Source organism: Streptomyces sp. iso_384, assembly GCF_056172905.1.
In genome coordinates, this window is record NZ_JBWBTT010000001.1 from 3529437 (window position 1) to 3549912 (window position 20476).

Here is a 20476-nt window from a genome sequence, read left to right on the forward strand (position 1 = left end):
CACAGGGGGCTACGGAAGAGGGGGAACCGTGATCGTCTGGATCAACGGTGCGTTCAGTGCGGGCAAGACCAGCGCCGCGGGCGAACTGATCGATCTGATCCCGAACAGCACGCTGTACGACCCGGAGATCACCGGAGCGGGGCTGCGCAGTCTGCTGCCGCAGAAGAGGCTCGCCGAGGTCACCGACTTCCAGGACCTGCCGATCTGGCGGCGGCTCGTGGTGGACACGGCGGCGGCGCTGCTCGCCGAGGTGCCCGGGGTGCTGGTGGTGCCGATGACCCTGCTGCGACAGGAGTACCGCGACGAGATCTTCGGCGGGCTCGCCTCCCGGCGCATCCCGGTCCGGCATGTGGCGCTCTCACCTGAGGAAACGATCCTGCGAAGCCGGATCGCGGGCCGCGAGGAGTTTCCCGGCGACGAGGAACAGAGCGAACGGGTGCGCCGGTGGGCGTACGAGCACATCGGCCCGTACCGCGACGCCCTCGGCTGGATCACCGAGGACGCGCATGTGGTCGACAACAGCGCGCTCACGCCCCGCGAGACCGCCGAGCGGATCGCGGACGCCGTGCGCACCGGGAGCGCCGCGCCCTGCCCGATCGTCCAGAGCCCCGAGCCGACCGGCGAGACGGTGGCCGCCGGGGTGCTGCTCTTCGACGAGCGGGACCGGGTGCTGCTCGTCGACCCCACGTACAAACCGGGGTGGGAGTTTCCCGGCGGGGTCGTGGAGGCGGGCGAGGCGCCGGCGCAGGCCGGGATCCGTGAAGTGGCCGAGGAGATAGGCCTCCGCCTCGACCGGGTGCCCGAACTGCTGCTCGTCGACTGGGAGTCGCCCCGGCCGCCCGGCTACGGCGGACTGCGGTTCCTCTTCGACGGCGGCCTGTTGCGCTCCGAGGACGTGGGCCGGCTGCTGCTGCCCGGCTCCGAGCTGCGCGGCTGGCGCTTCGTCACCGAGGAGGAGGCCGCGGGGATGCTGCCGCCCACCCGGTACGAACGGCTGCGCTGGGCCTTGCTGGCGCGCGAGCGGTCGACGGTGCTCAACCTGGAGGCGGGGGTGCCGGTGGGCTGAGCGCGACGCATGTCGCTCACCCGCCGTTCGCCGCCGCCTCCATCAGCGCGGTCGCGTTCTCGGTGAGCGGGTCGCCGTGTCCGAAGCAGACGGTACGGGGCGCGAGCGCGGCCAGCCGCCGGAACGTGGCCGCCGCCCCGGCCCGGTCCACGTTGAAGACGCCGAGCATCACCCGCTCCACGGAGGCGACCGTGTCCCCGGTGAACAGCACGCCGTGGTGCGGCAGATGGAGGGCGATGGAGCCCGGTGTGTGACCGGGGGCGTGGACCACCCGCGCGCCGTCCCCGAACGGCAGCTCCTCGCCGCCGGTCACCTCGCGGTCGACCTGGGTGGGCGGGGCCTCGGGGCAGGTCAGCCCGTGTGCGTACAGCGGCCGTTCCCAGTCCAGCAGGTCCGGCTCCGGTACGGGGCGCTCGCCCCGGATCACCGGTGCGTCCAGCGTGTGGGCGATGATCTCGGCGCCGTACCGGTCCGTCAGCTCCTGCGCGGCCCCGAAGTGGTCGCGGTGCCCATGGGTGAGGACGATGCGGCGGATCCGGGCCGGGTCGTGGCCGAGCGAGCGGATCGCGTCCTCGATCGCGGCGGCCGACTCGACGTCGCCCGCGTCGATCAGCGTCAGATCCGGTCCGTCACGCCAGAGATAGGCCTGACCGATCCGGAAGCGGAACATATGCAGCTGGGGGAGCACCTCGACGAGATCCATGCGGCGAACGTACGCAGCGGCGGACGTCCGCCGCACGGATCTACGCTTCGGGCGACTTCGCCGACGGCGTAACGGTCAGGCCTTCTTCGACTCCGCGTAGTTGCGCAGGAACAGCGCCTCGGCCACCGACATCCGCTCCAACTCCTCCGGTGACACACTCTCGTTCACCGCGTGGATCTGCGCCTCGGGCTCGCTCAGCCCGATCAGCAGGATCTCGGCCTCCGGGTAGAGGCCCGCCAGGGTGTTGCACAGCGGGATGGAGCCGCCCATCCCGGAGGACTGCATCTCCTGGCCCGGGTAGGCGTCCCGCATCGCGTCCGCCATCGCCGTGTACGCCGGGCTGGTCATGTCCGCGCGGAACGGCTGGCCCTGGCCCACCTGTTCCACCTTCACCCGCGCACCCCACGGAGCACGCGACTCCAGGTGCGTGGTGAGCAGCTTCGTCGCCTCGACGGCGTCCTGGCCCGGCGGCACCCGCAGGCTGACCTGCGCCCGTGCGCTCGCCTGCACGGACGGCGTCGCGCCGACCACCGGCGGGCAGTCGATGCCGATGACGGTGACGGCGGGCCGGGCCCAGATCCGGTCCGCGACCGTGCCGGTGCCGATCAGCTCCACCCCGTCCAGCACCTTGGCGTCCTGCCGGAACTCCGCCTCCGGATACTGCAGGCCGTCCCAGTCGGCGTCACCGGTCAGACCGTCGACCGTGGTCGTGCCGTCCTCGGCGCGCAGCGAGGCCAGCAGCTGGATCATCGCGGCCAGCGCGTCCGGGGCCGCGCCGCCGAACTGCCCCGAGTGCAGGTTCCCCTCCAGGGTGTCCAACTGCACCCGCAGCATCGTCATCCCGCGCAGCGTCGCCGTGACCGTCGGCAGCCCGACCCGGAAGTTCCCCGTGTCGCCGATGACGATCGTGTCGGCCGCCAGCAGCTGCGGGTGTGCCTCCGCGTACCGCTCCAGACCGCCGGTGCCCTGCTCCTCGGAGCCTTCGGCGATCACCTTCACCGAGACCGGAACACCGCCGTTCGCCTTGAGGGCGCGCAGCGCGAGCAGGTGCATGATGAACCCGCCCTTGCAGTCGGCCGCGCCCCGGCCGAACCAGCGGCCGTCGCGCTCGGTCAGCTCGAACGGCGGGGAGATCCACGCCGACTCGTCCAGCGGCGGCTGCACGTCGTAGTGCGCGTAGAGCAGCACGGTCGGCGCCCCGGCCGGCCCCGGCAGGAACCCGTAGACGGACTGCGTACCGTCGGGGGTGTCCAGCAGCGCGACGTCGGTGAACCCCTCGGTGCGCAGTGCGTCGGCGACCCACCTCGCCGCGCCCTCGCACTCGCTCCTCGGGAACACCGCCGGGTCCGCCACCGACTGGAACGCCACCAGTTCGGCCAGCTCCTCCCGGGCGCGGGGCATCAACGAGGCGACGGTCTCGGAAATCGGACGGGCGGTCATGGGCACGCTCCTCGTGGGTGCGACGTTATGGGTAGGGCGCGGTAGGTACGCGACCGTGTACGACGCCGTTCGTGCGGCGACGCATGTACGACGAAATCATGGCCGATCCTCCCACAGGAGGGCTTGGCCGGAACGCGCCGTAGGATGCCGTGAGCAGCTTGGGGCCACTGGTCGGATCGGGAGCAGAAGCACATCGTGAGCAGCGAGAACGCAGACGCCGGACATGAGCCGGAAGAGTCGTCCGTGTGGGATGTCGTCGTGGTCGGCGCCGGACCGGCCGGCGCATCGGCGGCGTACGCGGCAGCCGTGGCGGGCCGAAGAGTCCTGCTGCTGGAGAAAGCGGAACTGCCGCGCTACAAGACCTGCGGCGGGGGAATCATCGGCTTCTCGCGGGACGCCCTGCCGCCGGGGTTCGAACTGCCCCTGAAGGACCGTATCCACGCGGTCACCTTCTCGCTCAACGGCAAGCTGTCGCGCACCCGCCGCTCCCGGCGCATGCTCTTCGGGCTCATCAACCGCCCGGAGTTCGACGCCGGGCTGGTCGAGGAGGCGCAGAAGGCCGGGGCCGAACTGCGCACCGGGGCATCGGTGGTGCGGGTCGAGCAGCACGGTCCCGCCGTGCCCGACCGGCGAACGGTCGCCGTGGTGCTGGCCGGTGGCGAGACGGTGCTGGCGCGCGCGGTCGTCGGCGCGGACGGCAGCGCGGGCCGGATAGGAGCCCATGTCGGGGTGAAGCTCGACCAGGTCGACCTCGGACTGGAGGCGGAGATCCCGGTTCCGGCCACGGTGGCGGAGGACTGGGCGGGCCGGGTGCTCATCGACTGGGGCCCGCTGCCGGGCAGTTACGGCTGGGTCTTCCCCAAGGGCGACACCCTCACCGTGGGCGTCATCTCGGCGCGCGGCGACGGCGCGGGCACCAAGCGGTATCTGGAGGACTTCATCGCCCGCCTCGGCCTCGCCGGGTTCGAGCCGGCCGTTTCCTCGGGCCATCTGACCCGCTGCCGCAGCGACGACTCACCGCTCTCCCGCGGCCGGGTCGTGGTCTGCGGCGACGCGGCCGGACTGCTGGAGCCGTGGACCCGTGAGGGCATCTCCTTCGCGCTGCGCTCGGGCCGGCTCGCGGGGGAGTGGGCGGTCAGGATCGCCGAGTCGCACGATGCGGTGGACGCCCGCAGGCAGGCTCTCAACTACGCCTTCGCCATCAAGGCCGGTCTCGGCGTGGAGATGGGCGTCGGCCGCCGCATGCTCAAGCTGTTCGAGCGTCGGCCGGGCCTGCTGCACGCGGTGCTGACCGGTTTCCGCCCGGCGTGGAAGTCGTTCGCCGGAATCACCCGGGGGACGACGTCGCTGGCCGAGCTGGTCCGTACGCACCCGCTGGCGCAGCGGGCGCTGTCCGCGATGGACCGCTAGGACCTCCGGGCCGGCACATCACGACCGCACTTCTCGGGGTGCCGTTCCGTCCGGCCGGGCGGAACGGCACCCCGAGCCCGTGCCGGGCACGGTTCAGTCCTCGGCCGTGATGCGGAACACCGGGTGGTCCGGACCGGCGGCCAGCAGTTCGGTGTCCGTGGACTTCGCCGTGGCCCCCTGGAAGTACTGGTCGGCCTCCCAGCCCCACCGCTCCGGACGGGCGCGGACGATCCGTTCCTTCTGCGCGTCGTCGGGGATCTCCACGGCGGTGAAGCGGCTGACCCTGCGCCCCGGCCGCAGCTCTCCGCCGCCCGCGACGCGCATGTTGCGCACCCACGGCGAGTGGCCGCGGGCCGAGACCAGGTAGCGGTCGCCCTCGAAGGCGTGGGTGTCGACCGGGATGCGCTGCGGCTGCCCGCTCCTGCGCCCGCGGACCGACAGTTCGGCGGAGCCCAGCAGGCTGAAGCCGTGCCGGGCCAGCCGGTCGACGATCTTGTTGAAGCGGTGGGCGGAGGCGCTCGCCCGGAGGTGGGAGGCGGAAAGAGCGGCGGCGGAATCGGCGCAGACCCTCGCGCCCGCCGATCGCTGGGTCGCCGTGGCCTGTGCCGTACGGGAACGGGGGCTCGCCCACCCCCATGAGTACGCCCTGATCTACGGCTCGCCCGTGCCCGGCCACATCGCCCCGACGGACACGGTGGGGCCCGCCTCGCGGGTGGCCTGGTCCTCATCGACATCGTCCGTACCGCGTTCCTGGCCGAAGCCCTGACCGTGCCCTCCATCGACCCGGAGCTGCGCGCCGACGCGGAGCGGATGGCCGCCGAATTCGCCGAGGGCGTCCCGCCCGGGACCGTGGCGGCCCTGGTCGCCGCCTGGGCCCAGCTGTTCGGCCTGATCTCCTTCGAGCTGTTCGGTCAGTACAACCGGGTCGTCGAGGCGCGCGAGCCGCTGTTCCTGCAGACCGCCGGTGAACTGGCCCGCTCGGTGGGCCTGCGCGGTGTCACCACGGCCTGACGACGAGGGGCCGCCATTCCCGGCGGCGTACTCCCCGCGGAGTACGGGTGATCACCACGCACGGCGGACGCCTTCGCGCCCGTCCGCCGTCTAGCGTGGCCGCCATGGACGAACAGCGACCGCCGCACCGGGGCGGCCCCCCTTGCGGCCTCCCCGGACCGCCCGGCCGGCCGGGCGGGCGGGGCGGACCGCCGCCGTGGCTGTCCGGCGCGCGCTCGCGGACCGCCGCCGGGCTGCCCTGGCTGTCGACGGCCGTGCTCCTGGCGTTCGTCATGGTCGGTACGGGCTTCGCCGAGCACGGGCAGGACCGCCGGCCGCTGGACCTGGTCGCCCGGCTGCTGCTGTTCGTCGCGGTGGGCGTGCTGCTCCTCCGCCACCGCCGCCCCGTGCTCGCCATGGTCACCACCTGTGCGGTGACCCTCGGCTACCTCGCGGCGGGCTACCCGTACGGACCGGTGTTCGTCGCCGTCGCCGTGGGCTGCTTCAGCGCGATCGTGGCCGGGCACCGGAAGGCCGCCTGGTGGTCGCTGGGCGGGCTGTGGGCCGGGCACGTCCTGGTGGCCCACTGGCTGTACCGCTGGCTGCCGCCGGACGGCGACCCGGCCGCGCCGTGGGCACAGGAGGGCTTCATCACCGCGTGGGTGGTGGCCGTGGTGGCCGCCGCCGAACTGCTGCGGGTGCGCCGCGAGCAGTGGGCGGCCGCCCGGGCGGAGCGCGAGGCGGCGGAGCGGCGGCGGGCCGACGAGGAACGGCTGCGCATGGCCCGCGAACTCCACGACGTACTGGCCCACTCCATCTCCGTCATCCATGTCCAGGCCGGCGTCGGGCTCGCGCTGCTCGACTCCGACCCGGAACAGGCCAGGACCGCCCTCACCACGATCAAGGGGGCCAGCAAGGAAGCGCTCGACGAGGTACGTCAGGTGCTCGCCAACCTCCGTACGCCCGGCGACGCCCCCACCGCCCCGGCCCCCGGCCTCGACCGGCTCCCCGAACTCGTCGAACAGGCGGCGGGCGCCGGGCTCACCGTCACCGTGGAGAGCGAGGGCGACCCGGCCGCCGTCCCGCCCGGCGCCGGTCTCGCCGCCTTCCGCATCGTCCAGGAGGCCCTGACCAACGTCGTCCGCCACTCCGGCTCCCGTACCGCCCTGGTGCACATCGCCCACGGCTCCGGGCGCGTCCGCCTCCGCATCGACGACGCGGGACCGGCCACCGGCGTCGAGGCGGGCGGCAGCGGCAACGGACTCGTCGGGATGCGGGAGCGGGCCGCCGCCCTCGGTGGCACGATCGAGGCGGGCCCCCGCCCGGACGGCGGCTTCCGGGTCCGCGCTGAACTCCCGTACACCGCCCCGGACCACGACCGCCGCAGCCAGGACCCGCCGGAGCCCGCCGAGGAGACACCGTGATCCGTGTACTGCTTGCCGACGACCAGCTGCTGGTACGGGCCGGCTTCCGGGCCCTGCTGGACGCGCAGCCGGACATCGGGGTCGCCGGGGAGGCCGCCGACGGAGACGAGGCGGTCCGCCTGGTGCGCGAACTGCGCCCCGACATCGTGCTGATGGACATCCGTATGCCCCGCCTGGACGGACTGGCCGCCACCCGGCGGATCACCGGCGACCCGGAGCTGCACGAGGTGAAGGTGGTCATGCTCACCACCTTCGAGCTCGACGAGTACGTCTTCGAGGCCATCCGCAACGGAGCCTCGGGCTTCCTGGTCAAGGACACCGAGCCGGAGGAACTGCTGCGCGCGGTGCGGGCGGTGGTCGGCGGCGACGCGCTGCTCTCACCGGGTGTGACGCGCCGGCTGATCGCGGAGTTCGCGGCCCGCTCCAAGGAACCGACGGCCGCCGCCTCGCTCGCCCGGCTCACCGAACGGGAGCGGGAGGTGATGGCGCTGGTCGGCATCGGCCTGTCGAACGAGGAGATCGCCCGCAGACTGGTTGTCAGCCCGCTCACCGCGAAGACCCACGTCAGCCGCACGATGGTCAAACTCGGAGCCCGCGACCGGGCCCAACTCGTCGTCCTCGCCTACGAATCGGGGTTGGTGCGCCCCGGCTGGCTGGGCTGAGCGGAGGCGGGTCGGGGCACTCGCCGCCCCTCCCGGCGTCTCTCACCAGGTGACCGCGGAGTTGTCCGTCCAGAGGCGGGCCACCGAGCGGTCGCCGCGCAGGGTGACGGCGGCCAGCGGCAGCCGGTTCCAGAGGGTGAGGTAGAGCCCCTCGGCCGTGCCGCTCAGCTCGCAGTCGACGCCGTCCTCGGGGGCGTCGGGGCCCACCGTACGTTGGGCCTCCGGCGGATCCTCGGAGATCCGTACCGTCCAGGTCGCCTCCGTGTCCACGGCGCGCACCCGCAGCGTGCGGGGCTTCCTGGAGCGGACCTTGCTCTTCGGCCGGGCGTGGAAGCCGGTGAGGAGTTCGTCGATGCCGTCGACCGCCCGCTCCGCGGGCACCGGGGTCAGGGGGCCGCCGAGCGCCGATTCCGCGTCGACGCGGTGCATGGCCGTCTCGTGCAGCTGGCGGCGGGACCAGAACGCCAGGGGCGAGGGGGCCGGGAGGAAGGTCCAGCAGTCCAGGTCGGCGGGCGCTTCCTCCAGGGACCGGACCAGATGGCCGTGGCCCTCGCGGAACCAGGCCAGGAGTTCGGCGCCGTCCAGGGCGGGTTCACCGCCGTCGGGCCGGTAGTCGGTGTGGCCCTCGGTGACGAAAGCCGCCGCCCATCGGTGCACCATGCCGGTGTGCCGCAGGAGATGGCGTATCTGCCAGCCGGGACAGGTCGGGACCGATGCCCCCGGTCCGGCCCGCTCGGCGGCGGCCGCGAGCAGCCGTCCTTCCCCGGACAACGACGCGATGTGCTCGGCGATCTGCATGGCGGTGATTGTGCCAGGGGGCCGTCGGCCGCCCTGCGGGTGTCAGATGCCCTGCGGGTGCGCGGATCCGGTCGCGCCGACCCGGCGCACCAGGCGGACGAACCAGCCCAGGGCCAGCGACTGGACGAGGACCGACACCACCAGGGCGAGCACCAGGAACCATGTGGGCCCGCCCGCCCCGGCGCCCGCCAGCGAGCTGCCGACGAAGAACAGGAAGACGGTCGGGGCGGCGAGGAGGAACAGCCAGACACCGGCGAACGAGGCGTCCTCGTGGGTGACGAACAGGGTGTCCACGGCGACGAAGAGCGTCGCCGCGAGCACCAGCCCGAGATAGATCAGGGAAGCGGGATTGCGGAAGGTCAGCCGGACCAGGGTGTTCAGGTGCGGGTGGTCGGTGAGCCGCTTCATGGTGGGTCCCTTGCTCGGCGGAAGGTCTTCGGGCTTCCATCGTGCGCCGGGGGAGCGGGGCCCGCCTGAGTACGGCTACTCAATCGACCAGGTGTGCGGGTGTTCAGGTGTGCGCATCCGAGGCCGCGTTGCGGGCCCCGTACCCCAGGGCGGCCGCCGCGGCGGCCAGCAGGGCGACCGTCGTCAGGGCCAGCGGCAGCGAGAACCAGTCGGCGAGGAAGCCGATCGCGGGCGGGCCGAGCAGCATCCCGCCGTAACCGAGTGTCGAGGCCGCGGCGACGCCGCTCGGTCCCGCGAGTTCGCCCGCCCGGCCCACGGCCACGGGGAAGATGTTGGCGAGGCCGAGCCCGGTGACCGCGAAGCCGGCCAGCGCGAGCCAGGCGGTCGGCGCCAGCGAGCCCAGCAGCATCCCGGCCGCCGCCGTCGCCCCGCCGAGGACGAGGGTGCGGGTCTGGCCGAGCCGTTCCAGGAGTATCGTCCCGCTCAGCCGGCCCACCGTCATGGTCAGGGCGAACAGCGCGTATCCGGCGGCCGCGAGCCCGGGGTGCGCGCCCAGGTCCTGTTCCAGGTGCAGCGCGCCCCAGTCGGCCAGGGCCCCTTCTCCGTACGCCGTGCACAGGGCGATCACGCCGAAGAGCGCGACGATCCGGCGGGCCCGGGGCGACAGCCGCTGCTTCGGTCCGCGCGGACCGGCCGCCTCCGGCGCGGCGGGGGCCGGGCGGTGGCGCATCAGGGAGGCGCCGGCGAAGGCGGTGACGAGCAGGCCGGTCCCGGCCAGCAGGAAGAGATGGGTGGAGGCGGAGAGGCCTCCCGCGACCAGTCCGCCGAGCCCGGCGCCGACCATGCCGCCCAGGCTGAACGCCGCGTGGAAGCTCGGCATCACGGGCCTGCGCAGGGTGGCGACCAGATCGACGGCGGCGCTGTTCATCGCCACGTTCATCCCGCCGTACGCCGCACCGAACACCAGCAGCACCAGGCCGAGCGAGAGTGCCGAGTGGGTCTGGGCGGGCAGGGCGATGCTCAGGGGAAGCAGGATGCCGCAGGCCACGGTCACGGCATGGCTGCCGTAACGACGGCAGAGCCGGCCGGTGAGCATCATGGTGATCACCGCACCGGCGGAGACGCCGAGCAGGGCGAGGCCGAGGGTGGAGGCAGAGGCTCCGGTCTGCTGCTTGATGGCCGGAATGCGGACCACCCAGCCGGCGAAGAGGAACCCGTCGAGGGCGAAGAACACGGTCAGCGCGGTACGGAGGCGGGCCGACGAGGGTGGGGCGGTGTCTCCGCCAGGTCCCCCGGGTAGGGCCGTCCGCATTTTGTTTAGTTGCGGCACAAACTCAGCATAGGGGCGCTCCGGCGGCGGGCGCAACACCGCCGCATACGGGGTGTTCCAGGCGTACGGCAGTGGCCGGGACGCGATGCCCGGACCGGCCCCGGGCGTCCTGGACGCCTCCGGATCATGGGAGACTCGCCCCCATGAACGGCAAGGCGACCACCACCCGGACGAAGTTGGAGAGGGGCCGCAGTGCGCTCGGGCCCGCGCTGGAACTGGTCCACACCGGGCGCGCCCCCACCCGGGCCGTGCTCACCTCCGAACTCGGCGTCACCCGCGCCACCGCCGGGGCGGTCGCCGCGGAACTGGAGGCGCTCGGGCTGATCCGGGTCGACTCCAGCCCCGGGTCGGCGGCCGGGTCCCAGGGCCGCCCCTCGCACCGGCTGTCCGTCCTGGAGACCGGCCCGGTCGTCCTCGCCGCCCAGGTGCACGCCGACGGCTTCCGGGCCGCGCTGGTCGGGCTCGGCGGCCGGATCGTCGCCACATCGCCGGGCTGCGTCGCGGTGATGGCCGACCCGGCACAGGTGCTCGGCGAAGTCGTGGAGGCGGGGGCGGAACTGCTCCGGGCGAGCGGGCTGCGCTGTGTCGGGGCCGGGCTCGCGGTGCCCTCGGCGGTCGCCGAGCCGGAAGGGACCGCCCTCAACCCGCTGCACATCGCCTGGCCCGCGGGCTCCCCGGTCCGCGACATCTTCGCCGCCTGCGTCCGCGAAGCGGGCATCACCGGGCCCGCGTTCACCGGCAACGACGTCAACCTCACCGCGCTGGCCGAGCACCGGCACGGCGCGGGGCGCGGCGCCCAGCACCTGCTCTGCGTCGCCACCGGCCACCGGGGCGTCGGCGGGGCCCTGGTGCTCGACGGTCGCCTGCACAGCGGGAGTTCGGGCCTCGCGCTGGAGGTCGGCCATCTCACCGTGAACCCCGAGGGGCGGCCCTGCCACTGCGGCGGACGCGGCTGCCTCGACGTGGAGACCGACCCGCTGGCCTTCCTCACCACCGCCCGCCGCGAACCGGGCCCCGAGGAGTCCCTCCTCAAGCAGGCCGGGAACCTGCTCCGCGCGGAGTACGACGACCCCGCCGTACGCCACGCCGCCGAGGCGCTGATCGACCGCCTGGGCCTGGGGCTGGCCGGGCTGGTCAACATCCTCAACCCCGACCGGATCATCCTCGGCGGGCTCCACCGCGACCTGCTGGAGGCGGACCCGGAGCGGCTGCGCGCCGTCGTCGCCGACCGCAGCTTGTGGGGGCGCAGCGGCAGTGTGCCGATCCTGCCGTGCACCCTGGCGCACAACAGCCTGGTGGGCGCCGCCGAACTGGCCTGGCAGCCGGTCCTCGACGACCCGCTCGCCGCGCTGGCCTGAAGCGCGCCCGGACTGAGGCCGGCCCGGCCGAGGTCGGCCAGGCCCGTACTGCCGCCTACGCGCTGTTCACCACTGCCGTCCTCGCCGCAGTCGGCCGGCCTCCGGCGACGACAGGTGCAGCACTTCGTAGGCCTCGCCCGCCGCCCCGGGCTCCGGCCGCTCCCGCAGGGTGAAGTGCACCAGCTCCCAGTGGCGCGGATCCACCGCCAGCGCGGTGGCGACCACCCCGGGCAGAGCGGCGATCCGGTGGGTCTCGGCCAGGGCTGCTCCGACCGCGTCGGCGGGCCGTACGCCGGCGGGCACCGGCCGCCGCAGCCGGACGGCGGCGCGGGGGAGCGTGCCGGACGACGGGCCCTCCTCGTAGGCCAGGCCCGTCCAGTGCTGCACCTCGGGGCGGCCGAAGTCGTCGACCAGGCCCTGGAATCCCGCGCCCCACAGGAAGGCGTTCATCCCCTCGGGGGCGTTCCACAGGTAGAACGGGGCGTACTGGTTCACCGGCGAACCCGCCTCGCGCTCCCGGATCAGATAGGCCTTGAGGCCGAGCCCGGGGAAGTCGTCGAGGAGATGGCCCTTGGTCGCGACCCGGGTGCGGATGATCTCCATGTCGTAGTCGGCGGGCAGCGTGATCTCGTACTGCAAGGCGTGCACGCGGAACCCCTCAGTTCTGGTGGGTGCGGGCGGCGAGCAGCGACAGCAGGCCCTCCACCGCACCGTCGAAGGCGGCGGACGAGCCCGAGGCGCGGGCCAGCACGTAGCCGCCCTGCACCGTGGCGACCACGGCCGCCGCGACCGGCCCGGGATCGGTCCCCGGGGTGAACTCGCCTGCTTCCACGCCCTCCTGGACGATCGCGGTGATCCGGCCGCGCAGCCAGTCGAACGTGGCTTCCACCGGTGCGCGCAGCTCGTCGTCGGTGATGACGTCCGGATCCATCGTCAGCCGCCCCACCGGGCAGCCGCGCAGCACATCGCGCTCGCGCAGCAGATACGCCGCGATCCGTTCGTACGCGCTGCCGGGGCCGTCCAGCAACCGCCCCGCGGTCCCGCGCATCTCCTCGGCGGTGCGGGTGATGGCGGCGAGCGCCAGCTCGGGCTTGCCGGTGAAGTGGTGGTACATGCTGCCCTGTCCGGCGCCGGCCCGCTGCTGGATGGCCTTGGGGCTGGTGCCCACATAGCCGCGCTCCCACAGGAGCTCCTGGGTTGCCTCGATCAGTCGGTCCGAGGTGCTCATGCAGGGAGTGTACATACTAGTAGGTACAGAAGAGGAGGGGGAGATGTCGGCTCCGGCTGCTCCCCTCGGAGTACGGACACGGCCGCCGGGTGGACGACGCCCCGGAGCACCTCCTGCGGGCAGGCTCGAAAGCGACCGGAAGGCACCACGCCATCCGCGAACGAGGGAGCTGACCGAGATGAACACCCTGGCGCCTTCCGGCGGGCCCGGCCCCTGGGTCCTGCTCTTCCCGCTCGTCTGGGCGGCGGTCGTCATCGGGATCGTCACCCTGCTGCGCCGCACGGTGTGGCGCGGGCGCCGAGGCCCGTGGGCCACCGCCCGTGGACCGCGGGGCGGCCCCGGCGAGTCCTCGCCGATCGCCCTGCTCGGCCGCCGCTTCGCCGCGGGCGAGATCGACGAGGACGAGTACTGGCGCCGACTGTCCGTGCTGGACGAGCAGTTCGGCCGGACCGCGGGCGGCGGACCGGCGTGACCCCGGCCCGACCGCGGGGCGGCGGAGCGGTGCGAAACCGCTTCGCCGCCCGCATGTTCCGGCCTGGCCGCACGCCGGTGCGCCGCGCCCGGTCCTGCCCGTACCGTGGCGCGGCCCCGCCCGTCAGCCGACGACGGCCGACCGGGCGGGCGCGGACACGATGTCGTCGGGCGTGATGGTCACGGCCCCGAACGGCCCGTCGGTCATCGACCCGTACACCGCGAGCGGTGGCAGGGTCGAGGCGCCGGAGGCCGCGGGCAGCGTGAACCAGACGGCCTTCCCGGCCGAGCCGATCGGCCGCACGCCCCAGCTCTCGCTGACGGCGGCGATCAGGGCCAGGCCGCGGCCCGACGTGGCGAACGAGTCCGCCTCGTTCACCGTGGGCAGCCGCGGGTCGTGGTCGTGGACGGAGACCGTCAGGCGGTCGAGCAGCAGCTCGATGTCGACGGTGCATGACTTGTCCGGCTGTGCGTGCCGGTGAACGTTGGTGAGAAGCTCGGTGACGCCCAGGGCCGCCTGGTCGATCAGAGGATCGAGATGCCAGTAGCGCAGTTGCGCCGAGATGATTCTGCGGACCTGACCGATCCGCGACGGCAGGGCCTGGAGCTCCACCGTGCAGTGCCTGCTTGGCTCGCTGATCACGGCTGCGACTCCCCGAAATAGGTCCGGAAGAAGAGAAGAGACGCGAACGGGCCCGGCGGACGACTGACTGCCGAATCCGCTCTGCTCTTGTCGTGTCTGCTCGTGTCGCGCGACCCGGCTCCGTGGAGCGAATCGCTCTGTCACCGAGGGTGCACCTTCAGTGACATGGATCCAGCGTGGCTCAGGGGATACGGCTCCGCAACTCGCGGCGGAGCCCGGCCGGCCGGGAACCGGTCGGCCGTGTCCGTCACGGCAGGTCAGTCCCGACGGCCGCCCGCACTGCGCAGCGTCTCCAGGAAACGCCGCAGCGGGGCGGCCCCGTCACGTCTGCGGCTGCGCTGGCCCATCGTCAACCGGTAGCGCACCCCGTTCACCCGGGCGATGACGGAATCCGCCGCGATGAACCACCACTTGCGGGCGCTGACCGTGCCCACCGGGGCGCTGTCGATCTCCCGGCCGTTGCTCGTGAGCAGGGACAGCCGGCCGTCCTTGACGACCACCTGACCGGCCCTGGTCAGCGATCTGGTGAAGCGCTCGATCCTGACCCCCGACGCGCTGAACTCGACGTCCGCCATCGCGGATTCGCCCCCCTTCGTCACCACTCCTGCTGTGCAGTGTGCCCGGGTACGGGCCGGATCGCCAGAGGGCCCGGAGCCCGGCCGCACGGCCGCCCGCACCGCCTGCCACAACCGCCCCGGGGGCGCCGGTCAAAGGCAGCGCTATGGACCATCAAAGTGACCGTTTGTGCAGGTGGGGTGCATATCGTGGAGGCAGGAACACCGGATCGACGGCATCGATCGACGACAACAGGAGCAGGCCCATGGACACCAGTGAGCACACCCGCGGGCACCGGGCCACGGCGACCGTGGACGTCGACCGCAGCGACCCCGAGTACCGGGCCTGGCTGAAGGAGGCCGTCCGCAAGGTCCAGGCCGACGCGAACCGCTCCGCCGACACCCATCTGCTGCGCTTCCCGCTGCCCGAGGCATGGGGCATCGACCTCTATCTCAAGGACGAGTCGACGCACCCCACCGGCAGCCTCAAGCACCGCCTCGCCCGCTCGCTCTTCCTCTACGGGCTCTGCAACGGCTGGATTCGGCCCGGCAAGCCGGTCATCGAGGCTTCCAGCGGTTCGACCGCCGTGTCGGAGGCGTACTTCGCCAAGCTGATCGGCGTCCCGTTCATCGCCGTGATGCCCCGCACCACCAGCCCGGAGAAGTGCCGCCTCATCGAATTCCACGGCGGCCGGTGCCACTTCGTCGACGACTCGCGCACCATGTACGAGCAGTCCGCCGCCCTCGCCGCCGAGACCGGCGGGCACTACATGGACCAGTTCACCTACGCGGAGCGCGCCACCGACTGGCGCGGCAACAACAACATCGCGGAGTCGATCTACCAGCAACTGCGCCTGGAGCGCTACCCGGAACCCGCCTGGATCGTCGCCACCGCCGGGACCGGCGGCACTTCGGCGACCATCGCCCGCTACGTCCACTACCTCCAGCACGACACCCGCATCTGTGTGCCCGACCCGGAGAACTCCTGTTTCTTCGACGGCTGGACCCACCACGACCCGCACGCCACCAGCGACCGCGGTTCACGCATCGAGGGCATCGGCCGCCCGCGCATGGAACCCAGCTTCGTGCCCGGCGCCATCGACCGCATGATGAAGGTGCCCGACGCCGCCAGCGTCGCCGCCGTCCGCGCCCTGGAGCGCGCCATCGGCCGCAAGGCGGGCGGGTCCACCGGCACCGGACTGTGGAGCGCGTTCAAGCTGATCGCCGAGATGGTGGAGCGGGGCGAGCAGGGCAGCGTCGTCACGCTGCTGTGCGATCCGGGCGACCGCTACCTGGACAAGTACTACTCCGACGCCTGGCTGGAGGAGCAGAGCCTGGACATCTCCCCGTACGCCGCCGCCATCGACGAATTCCTCGCCACCGGCGCCTGGCCCTGCTGAGCACCGTCCTCCGGAGCCTTCAGGGCGTGCGCGCCGCCAGCCGTGCGTCCAGGCGGCGCACGGCGTCCCGGAAGGACCGGCCCACCCCGGCCCGGCCCAGGCTCAGCACCAGACGGAACAGCCCCGTCCCATCGGCGGCGAAGGTCCACTGCACCCGGGTCCCGGACCCCTCAGGAGTGAGCCGCCACTCCTCCAACAGGGCCAGCAGGCCAGGTGCGTTGGACTCGTCGACCCGGTAGGCGTAGCAGGTGTCCGGTTCGGCCGCCACGATCGTCTCGCGGAACCGGACCCCACCCCGCAGCCGAACGTCACGGCCCGCGCCCGCCTCGGTGGGCGTGGCCCGGGTGACGGCGGTGAACCAGGACGGCCAGGACGCGACATCCTCCGCGAGCGCGCGGTACACCACGTCGGCCGGCGCGGACACCTCGGCGGCGAACACCAGACGTATCGGCGCCGAGTCGGCGAACTCCCGTCCCACGGTACGGAGTCGGCGTGCCATCCCGTGCACCTCCCGGCGCTCTGCGACATGTGGAGCCGGGCACACCCCACGGCGTGTCCGGCGGACCAGGGCGGGGCACACCCCAGGGCGTACCCGGCGGATCAGGGCCGGGTCCGCGACGCCTGGCACTTCCCCAAGCTCTCGGCTTCGCTCGGGCGGGGGAGGCCCCATCCCTCGCGGCGTTGCCGAAACGCCCGAATCGCTCCGCGATGAGGACGTGCCGGCGCCTTGCGACGCACGGCACCAGACGCCGCGGCCTCACCGACCCTGATGCGCCGGGCACACCATAGCGGCCGGACCGTCAGTTGTCTGTACCACTGCCGGCCACCGGTCCGCGCCGTTTCTCCGCGGCCGCGGCCGCCTCGGTGATGTTGCGCGCCATCCCGCCGAACACCACCGAGTGGAAGGGCCACACGCTCCACCAGTACGCGTGGCCGGGCAGCCCGCGCGGATGGAACAGGGCGCGCTGCCCGTACACCGTGCGGCCCCGCTCGTCACGGCGCACCGACAGCTCCAGCCAGGCCAGGCCCGGCAGCCGCATCTCGGCCCGCAGCCGCAGCAGTTCGCCCGGCACGATCTCCTCCACCCGCCAGAAGTCCAGCGAGTCGCCCACCCGCAGCCGCTGGGCGTCCCGTCGGCCGCGCCGCAGCCCCACCCCGCCGACGAGCCGGTCGAGCCAGCCGCGTACCGCCCAGGCCAGCGGGAAGGAGTACCAGCCGTTCTCCCCGCCGATGCCCTCGATCACCCGCCACAGCGCCTCCGGTCCGACCGCCACGGCAAGCTCGCGCTCGTCGCGGTAGAGGCTGCCGCCCGCCCAGTCCGGGTCGGTGGGCAGCGGGTCGCTCGGCGCGCCGGGCACCGAGGCGTTGGACCAGCGGGTGTCGACCCGCGCCTCCTGGATCCGCTTCAGGGCCAGCCGCAGCGCCCGGTCGAAGCCGATGGACCCGTCCGGCGGATCGGGGACGTACTCCTTGATGTCGTGCTCGCGGCAGACCACCTCGTGGCGCAGCGACTCCGTGAGCGGCCGGGCGATGGAGCTGGGCACCGGTGTGACCAGACCGACCCAGCGGCTGGAGAGCGTCGGGGTGAGCACCGGCACGGGCAGGATCAGCCGCCGCCGCAGCCCCGCCACCCGGGCGTAGCGCTGCATCATGTCCCGGTACGTCATCACGTCCGGGCCCCCGATGTCGAAGGCCCGGTTCACCTCGTCGGGCAGCGCCGCGCACCCCACCAGATACCGGACCACGTCCCGTACGGCCACCGGCTGGATCCGGGTCCGCACCCAGCTCGGGGTGATCATCAGCGGCAGCCGCTCGGTGAGATACCGCAGCATCTCGAACGAGGCGGACCCCGAACCGATGACGATCGCCGCGCGCAGCACCGCCGTCGGCACCCCGGAGTCCAGCAGGATGTGCCCCACCTCGGCCCGCGACCGCAGATGCGGCGACAGACTCCTCTCCGGCACCCCGGCCGGGGTCAGCCCGCCCAGATACACGATCCGGCGCACCCCGGCCGCCCGCGCCTGCTCGCCGAAGGTCCGGGCCGCCCTGCGGTCGGTCTCCTCGAAGTCCGCACCGGAACCGAGCGCGTGCACCAGGTAGTACGCCACATCGACGTCCCGCATCGACTCCGCCAGCGACGCGGCGTCGGTGACATCGCCGCGCACCACCTCCACCCGGTCCGCCCAGGGGTAGTCGCGCAGCTTCTGCGGCGTTCTGGCCAGGGCGCGCACCCGGTGCCCGGAGTCGAGCAGGGCGGGCACCAGGCGGCCGCCGATGTAGCCGGTGGCCCCGGTCACCAGACAGCGCGGAGGCGAGCCGTGCGGGCGGTGGCCCGAAGCGTCGGGAAGCTTCAGCTCGCCGGAGCCGTCGTCAGAACCGTCGTCAAGATTCGTCACCTGCCCGAGTCTGGCACTGGACAGCCCGCACGACAGGTCGGGGCCTCCGTACGGCGGCATCGACGCCATCGGTACGGTGACGGCCCCCGGCCCCCGCGCCGGCTCAGCGCACCGCCGCGAGCGTCCCGCCCTCGCGCAGCGACGCCGTCAGCTCCACGGCGGCGTCACGGGGCGCCCGCACCGCGAACGTCGGCCCGCCCGCCGCGCCCCGCACCGCCCCGCTCGCCTCGATCCGGGTCACCGCCCGGCTCCCGGCGGCCAGGACGTACCACCGGCCGGAGGCCGCCTTCCAGTGGGTGCCCGCCAGGACATGCTGCCCGAACCTGCTGCACAGGGCCGTGTCGTCGAGGTCGGCGACCACCGCGGCCGGATCCGTCGGCGAGGCGGCCGGCCCGAGGAACTGGACCAGGACCCGGCCGGGGCCCCGCCAGGTGTCGGCCCGGGTGCACAGCCAGCCGGCCGACGCCCCGCCCTCGGGCAGCTTCTGCTCGGCGAAGGCCCAGTTGTTGACCGCCCGGACGCCGGAGCCGGAGAGCGCCCGCAGCGAACACGCCGTACGCGCCCAGGCGAGCAGCGCGTCCGTGCCCGTCGCCTCGCGCGGCTGCCGGGCCGGCGCGCCCCGGCCGGGCTTCGGGGTGTACGTCAGATGCGCGGGGGCCAGATCGCCCAGATCCGTCAGCAGGAACGCGTGGTTCTCCACGATCCGCTCGGAGGACCGCAGCTGGAGCACCGGCCAGGAGTCGCACCCGCCGCCCGCTGCGGGCCGGGGCACCGCGGCGGTGATCCCGTCCGGGCCCACCTCCAGCGGCCGTCCGGGCGTGTCCGGCGCGAGCAGGTCCCGGGTGGTGGTCCCGTCGATCCAGGGCGCGAGCAGGAACCGTGCGCTGTCGCCCGTACGACTGACGACGACGGCCGCACCCGTCGTCACGTCCGCGTCGTCCGTCCGCGCGAAGTCGAGGGCCGCCCCGCCGGACCCGGACAACGGCTCCGCGTACCGCACCACCCGGGCCCCGCCGTCGTGGAGCAGCACCACGGCCGCCCCGTCCACCTCACCGGCGAACAGCAGCCTGGGCGGTTGCGCGGGCGGCACCGCGACCGTGCCCGGCGTCGTGGACACCCGCACCGACTCCGGCGGCCCCGCCCAGGCCCGCAGCGCCCGGCCCAGCAACCCGTCGTCGTCCGTGCGCCCGCCCCTGGCCGGCCAGGCGGTGAAGTCGACGCGCGAGGTGTCCGCCCACTGCTCCGCCGCCGTCCGCATCAGCGCCGCCGGATCGAGCACCGGCGCGAACACACCCGCCGGGGTCCGGTCCCCGCCCCGCGCCCCCTCCTCGACGGCCACCGCCAGACCGCCCGCCACCACGCACAGCGCCGCGGCGACCGCCACCGCCCGCACCCGGTGCCTGCGCCGCAGCAGATCGCTCGGCCGGGTCTGCACCGTGCACGGGTCGAACTCGCCCGACCTGAGCATCGCCTGCGCCCCGGCCCGGTCCGGCTTCCCCAGCCGGGCCGCCCGGCGCAGCGCACCCGCCGGATCCGCCACCTCCGCCTCGGCCAGCAGCGCCCGGGCCGCGCGCTCGTCGAGACCCTCCAGCAACTCCAGCGCGAACGCCGCCCGGACCGGCCCGGGCACCGTGGACAGCGCCCGGTCCAGGGCCAGTGCGTCGACGCCGCCCGCCCGGGGGAAGAGCCGCAGCCCCCACACCACCGGCACCGTCGGGCGCAGCGCGGCCGGAGCCGGGAGCCGCCCGGGCCACCAGCGGGGCCTTCGCTCATGGGCCAGCGCCGCCCGCAGCACCCGCAGCCGCATCCACGCGTACGCCGCGTCCGAAGGACCCCGGTCCTGCCCCGCGCCGGGCGCGGGCTCCGCACCCGCCGGAGCGTCGGACCGGCGGGACTGGGCGGGAACGCGCGGGCTGCGCACGCTGCTTCCGGCCGGGGGCAGGGCCCGCTGGACGAGGGCGTGCGCGGCCAGGACCCGGCGGTGCCGGCCGAGCGCCGGCGGCAGGACGACGTAGGCGAGCCGCACCAGGCGGGGGTAGTGCTCCACGAGGGCGGCCTCGGCCTGCTGCACGCCCGTGCGGTCGGGGCGTGCGTCGGTCCGCTGCTGCGGTTGATGGATCGGCATGAAATGGGTGCCTTCCGGGGCCGTGGCGGGATGTCATACCGACAAACGAGTCAATCGTGTGACGGTCACA

General features: G+C 73.7%; 22 protein-coding genes. 9 read left to right on the top strand and 13 right to left on the bottom strand.

Going from position 1 to position 20476, the window contains the following annotated elements; genetic code table 11:
• Positions 1-28: 28 nt before the first annotated feature.
• Positions 29-1066, top strand: coding sequence for an NUDIX domain-containing protein (locus AC0VY3_RS15730; protein ID WP_103508620.1), 1038 nt, complete (start codon positions 29-31; stop codon positions 1064-1066).
• A gap of 16 nt (positions 1067-1082) precedes the next feature.
• On the opposite strand, the gene AC0VY3_RS15735 is transcribed toward AC0VY3_RS15730, so the two are convergent.
• Together AC0VY3_RS15735 and AC0VY3_RS15740 are read right to left on the bottom strand one after the other, a co-directional pair.
• Entirely contained in the window at positions 1083-1769 is a 687-nt protein-coding gene (locus tag AC0VY3_RS15735; RefSeq protein WP_475549832.1) for an MBL fold metallo-hydrolase, read from the bottom strand.
• Positions 1770-1844: 75 nt separating this feature from the next.
• Entirely contained in the window at positions 1845-3209 is a 1365-nt protein-coding gene (locus AC0VY3_RS15740) for a dipeptidase (protein WP_103508618.1), read from the bottom strand.
• A 195-nt stretch (positions 3210-3404) separates the two neighbouring features.
• Between AC0VY3_RS15740 and AC0VY3_RS15745 the strand changes: the two genes are divergently transcribed.
• Positions 3405-4619: a geranylgeranyl reductase family protein gene (locus tag AC0VY3_RS15745; protein WP_103508617.1), complete on the top strand. Its 1215-nt coding sequence runs from the start codon at positions 3405-3407 to the stop codon at positions 4617-4619.
• Between the two features lie 93 nt (positions 4620-4712).
• Here AC0VY3_RS15745 and AC0VY3_RS15750 read toward each other — a convergent pair whose 3' ends face one another.
• Entirely contained in the window at positions 4713-5111 is a 399-nt protein-coding gene (locus AC0VY3_RS15750) for a nitroreductase/quinone reductase family protein (RefSeq protein WP_475551685.1), read from the bottom strand.
• Positions 5112-5115: 4 nt separating this feature from the next.
• Between AC0VY3_RS15750 and AC0VY3_RS15755 the strand changes: the two genes are divergently transcribed.
• From AC0VY3_RS15755 to AC0VY3_RS15770, 4 genes are all read left to right on the top strand, one after another.
• Positions 5116-5385, top strand: a complete 270-nt coding sequence (locus tag AC0VY3_RS15755) for a TetR-like C-terminal domain-containing protein (RefSeq protein WP_374935470.1) — start codon at positions 5116-5118, stop codon at positions 5383-5385.
• A 2-nt stretch (positions 5386-5387) separates the two neighbouring features.
• A complete protein-coding gene (locus AC0VY3_RS15760) occupies positions 5388-5630 on the top strand; it encodes a WHG domain-containing protein (RefSeq protein ID WP_374935469.1) in 243 nt (80 codons plus the stop codon).
• A gap of 104 nt (positions 5631-5734) precedes the next feature.
• Positions 5735-7033: a sensor histidine kinase gene (locus tag AC0VY3_RS15765; protein WP_475549833.1), complete on the top strand. Its 1299-nt coding sequence runs from the start codon at positions 5735-5737 to the stop codon at positions 7031-7033.
• The gene (locus AC0VY3_RS15770) at positions 7030-7695 is read left to right on the top strand and encodes a response regulator (RefSeq protein WP_103508615.1); all 666 of its coding nucleotides are present in this window, start codon (positions 7030-7032) and stop codon (positions 7693-7695) included. Before AC0VY3_RS15765 ends, AC0VY3_RS15770 begins: the two co-directional genes overlap by 4 nt.
• 42 nt (positions 7696-7737) lie before the next feature.
• Here the strand turns inward: AC0VY3_RS15770 and AC0VY3_RS15775 are convergent, their stop codons facing one another.
• The 3 genes from AC0VY3_RS15775 to AC0VY3_RS15785 form a co-directional block, all read right to left on the bottom strand.
• Positions 7738-8493 carry a maleylpyruvate isomerase family mycothiol-dependent enzyme gene (locus AC0VY3_RS15775; RefSeq protein WP_103508614.1) on the bottom strand — a complete coding sequence of 252 codons (756 nt, stop codon included), beginning with the start codon at positions 8491-8493 and terminating at the stop codon, positions 7738-7740.
• A 42-nt stretch (positions 8494-8535) separates the two neighbouring features.
• Complete coding sequence (locus AC0VY3_RS15780) at positions 8536-8901, bottom strand: SCO4225 family membrane protein (RefSeq protein ID WP_242740703.1); 366 nt, start codon at positions 8899-8901, stop codon at positions 8536-8538.
• Between the two features lie 103 nt (positions 8902-9004).
• Complete coding sequence (locus tag AC0VY3_RS15785) at positions 9005-10135, bottom strand: MFS transporter (protein WP_103508612.1); 1131 nt, start codon at positions 10133-10135, stop codon at positions 9005-9007.
• Between the two features lie 239 nt (positions 10136-10374).
• Here AC0VY3_RS15785 and AC0VY3_RS15790 point away from each other — a divergent pair, with 239 nt between their 5' ends.
• Positions 10375-11589, top strand: a complete 1215-nt coding sequence (locus AC0VY3_RS15790) for an ROK family protein (RefSeq protein WP_475549834.1) — start codon at positions 10375-10377, stop codon at positions 11587-11589.
• Between the two features lie 66 nt (positions 11590-11655).
• On the opposite strand, the gene AC0VY3_RS15795 is transcribed toward AC0VY3_RS15790, so the two are convergent.
• Complete coding sequence (locus AC0VY3_RS15795; RefSeq protein WP_103508610.1) at positions 11656-12237, bottom strand: DUF4865 family protein; 582 nt, start codon at positions 12235-12237, stop codon at positions 11656-11658.
• A 10-nt stretch (positions 12238-12247) separates the two neighbouring features.
• Positions 12248-12817, bottom strand: a complete 570-nt coding sequence (locus AC0VY3_RS15800) for a TetR/AcrR family transcriptional regulator (RefSeq protein WP_475549835.1) — start codon at positions 12815-12817, stop codon at positions 12248-12250.
• A 178-nt stretch (positions 12818-12995) separates the two neighbouring features.
• Between AC0VY3_RS15800 and AC0VY3_RS15805 the strand changes: the two genes are divergently transcribed.
• Positions 12996-13289, top strand: a complete 294-nt coding sequence (locus tag AC0VY3_RS15805) for an SHOCT domain-containing protein (RefSeq protein WP_475549836.1) — start codon at positions 12996-12998, stop codon at positions 13287-13289.
• Positions 13290-13412: 123 nt separating this feature from the next.
• Here the strand turns inward: AC0VY3_RS15805 and AC0VY3_RS15810 are convergent, their stop codons facing one another.
• Both AC0VY3_RS15810 and AC0VY3_RS15815 read right to left on the bottom strand, forming a co-directional pair.
• Positions 13413-13931 carry an ATP-binding protein gene (locus AC0VY3_RS15810; RefSeq protein ID WP_030634339.1) on the bottom strand — a complete coding sequence of 173 codons (519 nt, stop codon included), beginning with the start codon at positions 13929-13931 and terminating at the stop codon, positions 13413-13415.
• 257 nt (positions 13932-14188) lie between these two features.
• Positions 14189-14506, bottom strand: a complete 318-nt coding sequence (locus tag AC0VY3_RS15815; RefSeq protein ID WP_030083549.1) for a hypothetical protein — start codon at positions 14504-14506, stop codon at positions 14189-14191.
• A 245-nt stretch (positions 14507-14751) separates the two neighbouring features.
• Between AC0VY3_RS15815 and cds1 the strand changes: the two genes are divergently transcribed.
• Positions 14752-15885, top strand: a complete 1134-nt coding sequence (gene cds1, locus AC0VY3_RS15820) for an L-cysteine desulfhydrase Cds1 (protein ID WP_103508067.1) — start codon at positions 14752-14754, stop codon at positions 15883-15885.
• A gap of 19 nt (positions 15886-15904) precedes the next feature.
• On the opposite strand, the gene AC0VY3_RS15825 is transcribed toward cds1, so the two are convergent.
• The 3 genes from AC0VY3_RS15825 to AC0VY3_RS15835 form a co-directional block, all read right to left on the bottom strand.
• Positions 15905-16384: an SRPBCC family protein gene (locus AC0VY3_RS15825; RefSeq protein ID WP_103508068.1), complete on the bottom strand. Its 480-nt coding sequence runs from the start codon at positions 16382-16384 to the stop codon at positions 15905-15907.
• Positions 16385-16685: 301 nt separating this feature from the next.
• Positions 16686-18281 carry an SDR family oxidoreductase gene (locus tag AC0VY3_RS15830; RefSeq protein WP_475549837.1) on the bottom strand — a complete coding sequence of 532 codons (1596 nt, stop codon included), beginning with the start codon at positions 18279-18281 and terminating at the stop codon, positions 16686-16688.
• A gap of 103 nt (positions 18282-18384) precedes the next feature.
• Entirely contained in the window at positions 18385-20406 is a 2022-nt protein-coding gene (locus tag AC0VY3_RS15835; RefSeq protein ID WP_475549838.1) for a hypothetical protein, read from the bottom strand.
• Positions 20407-20476 lie beyond the last annotated feature (70 nt).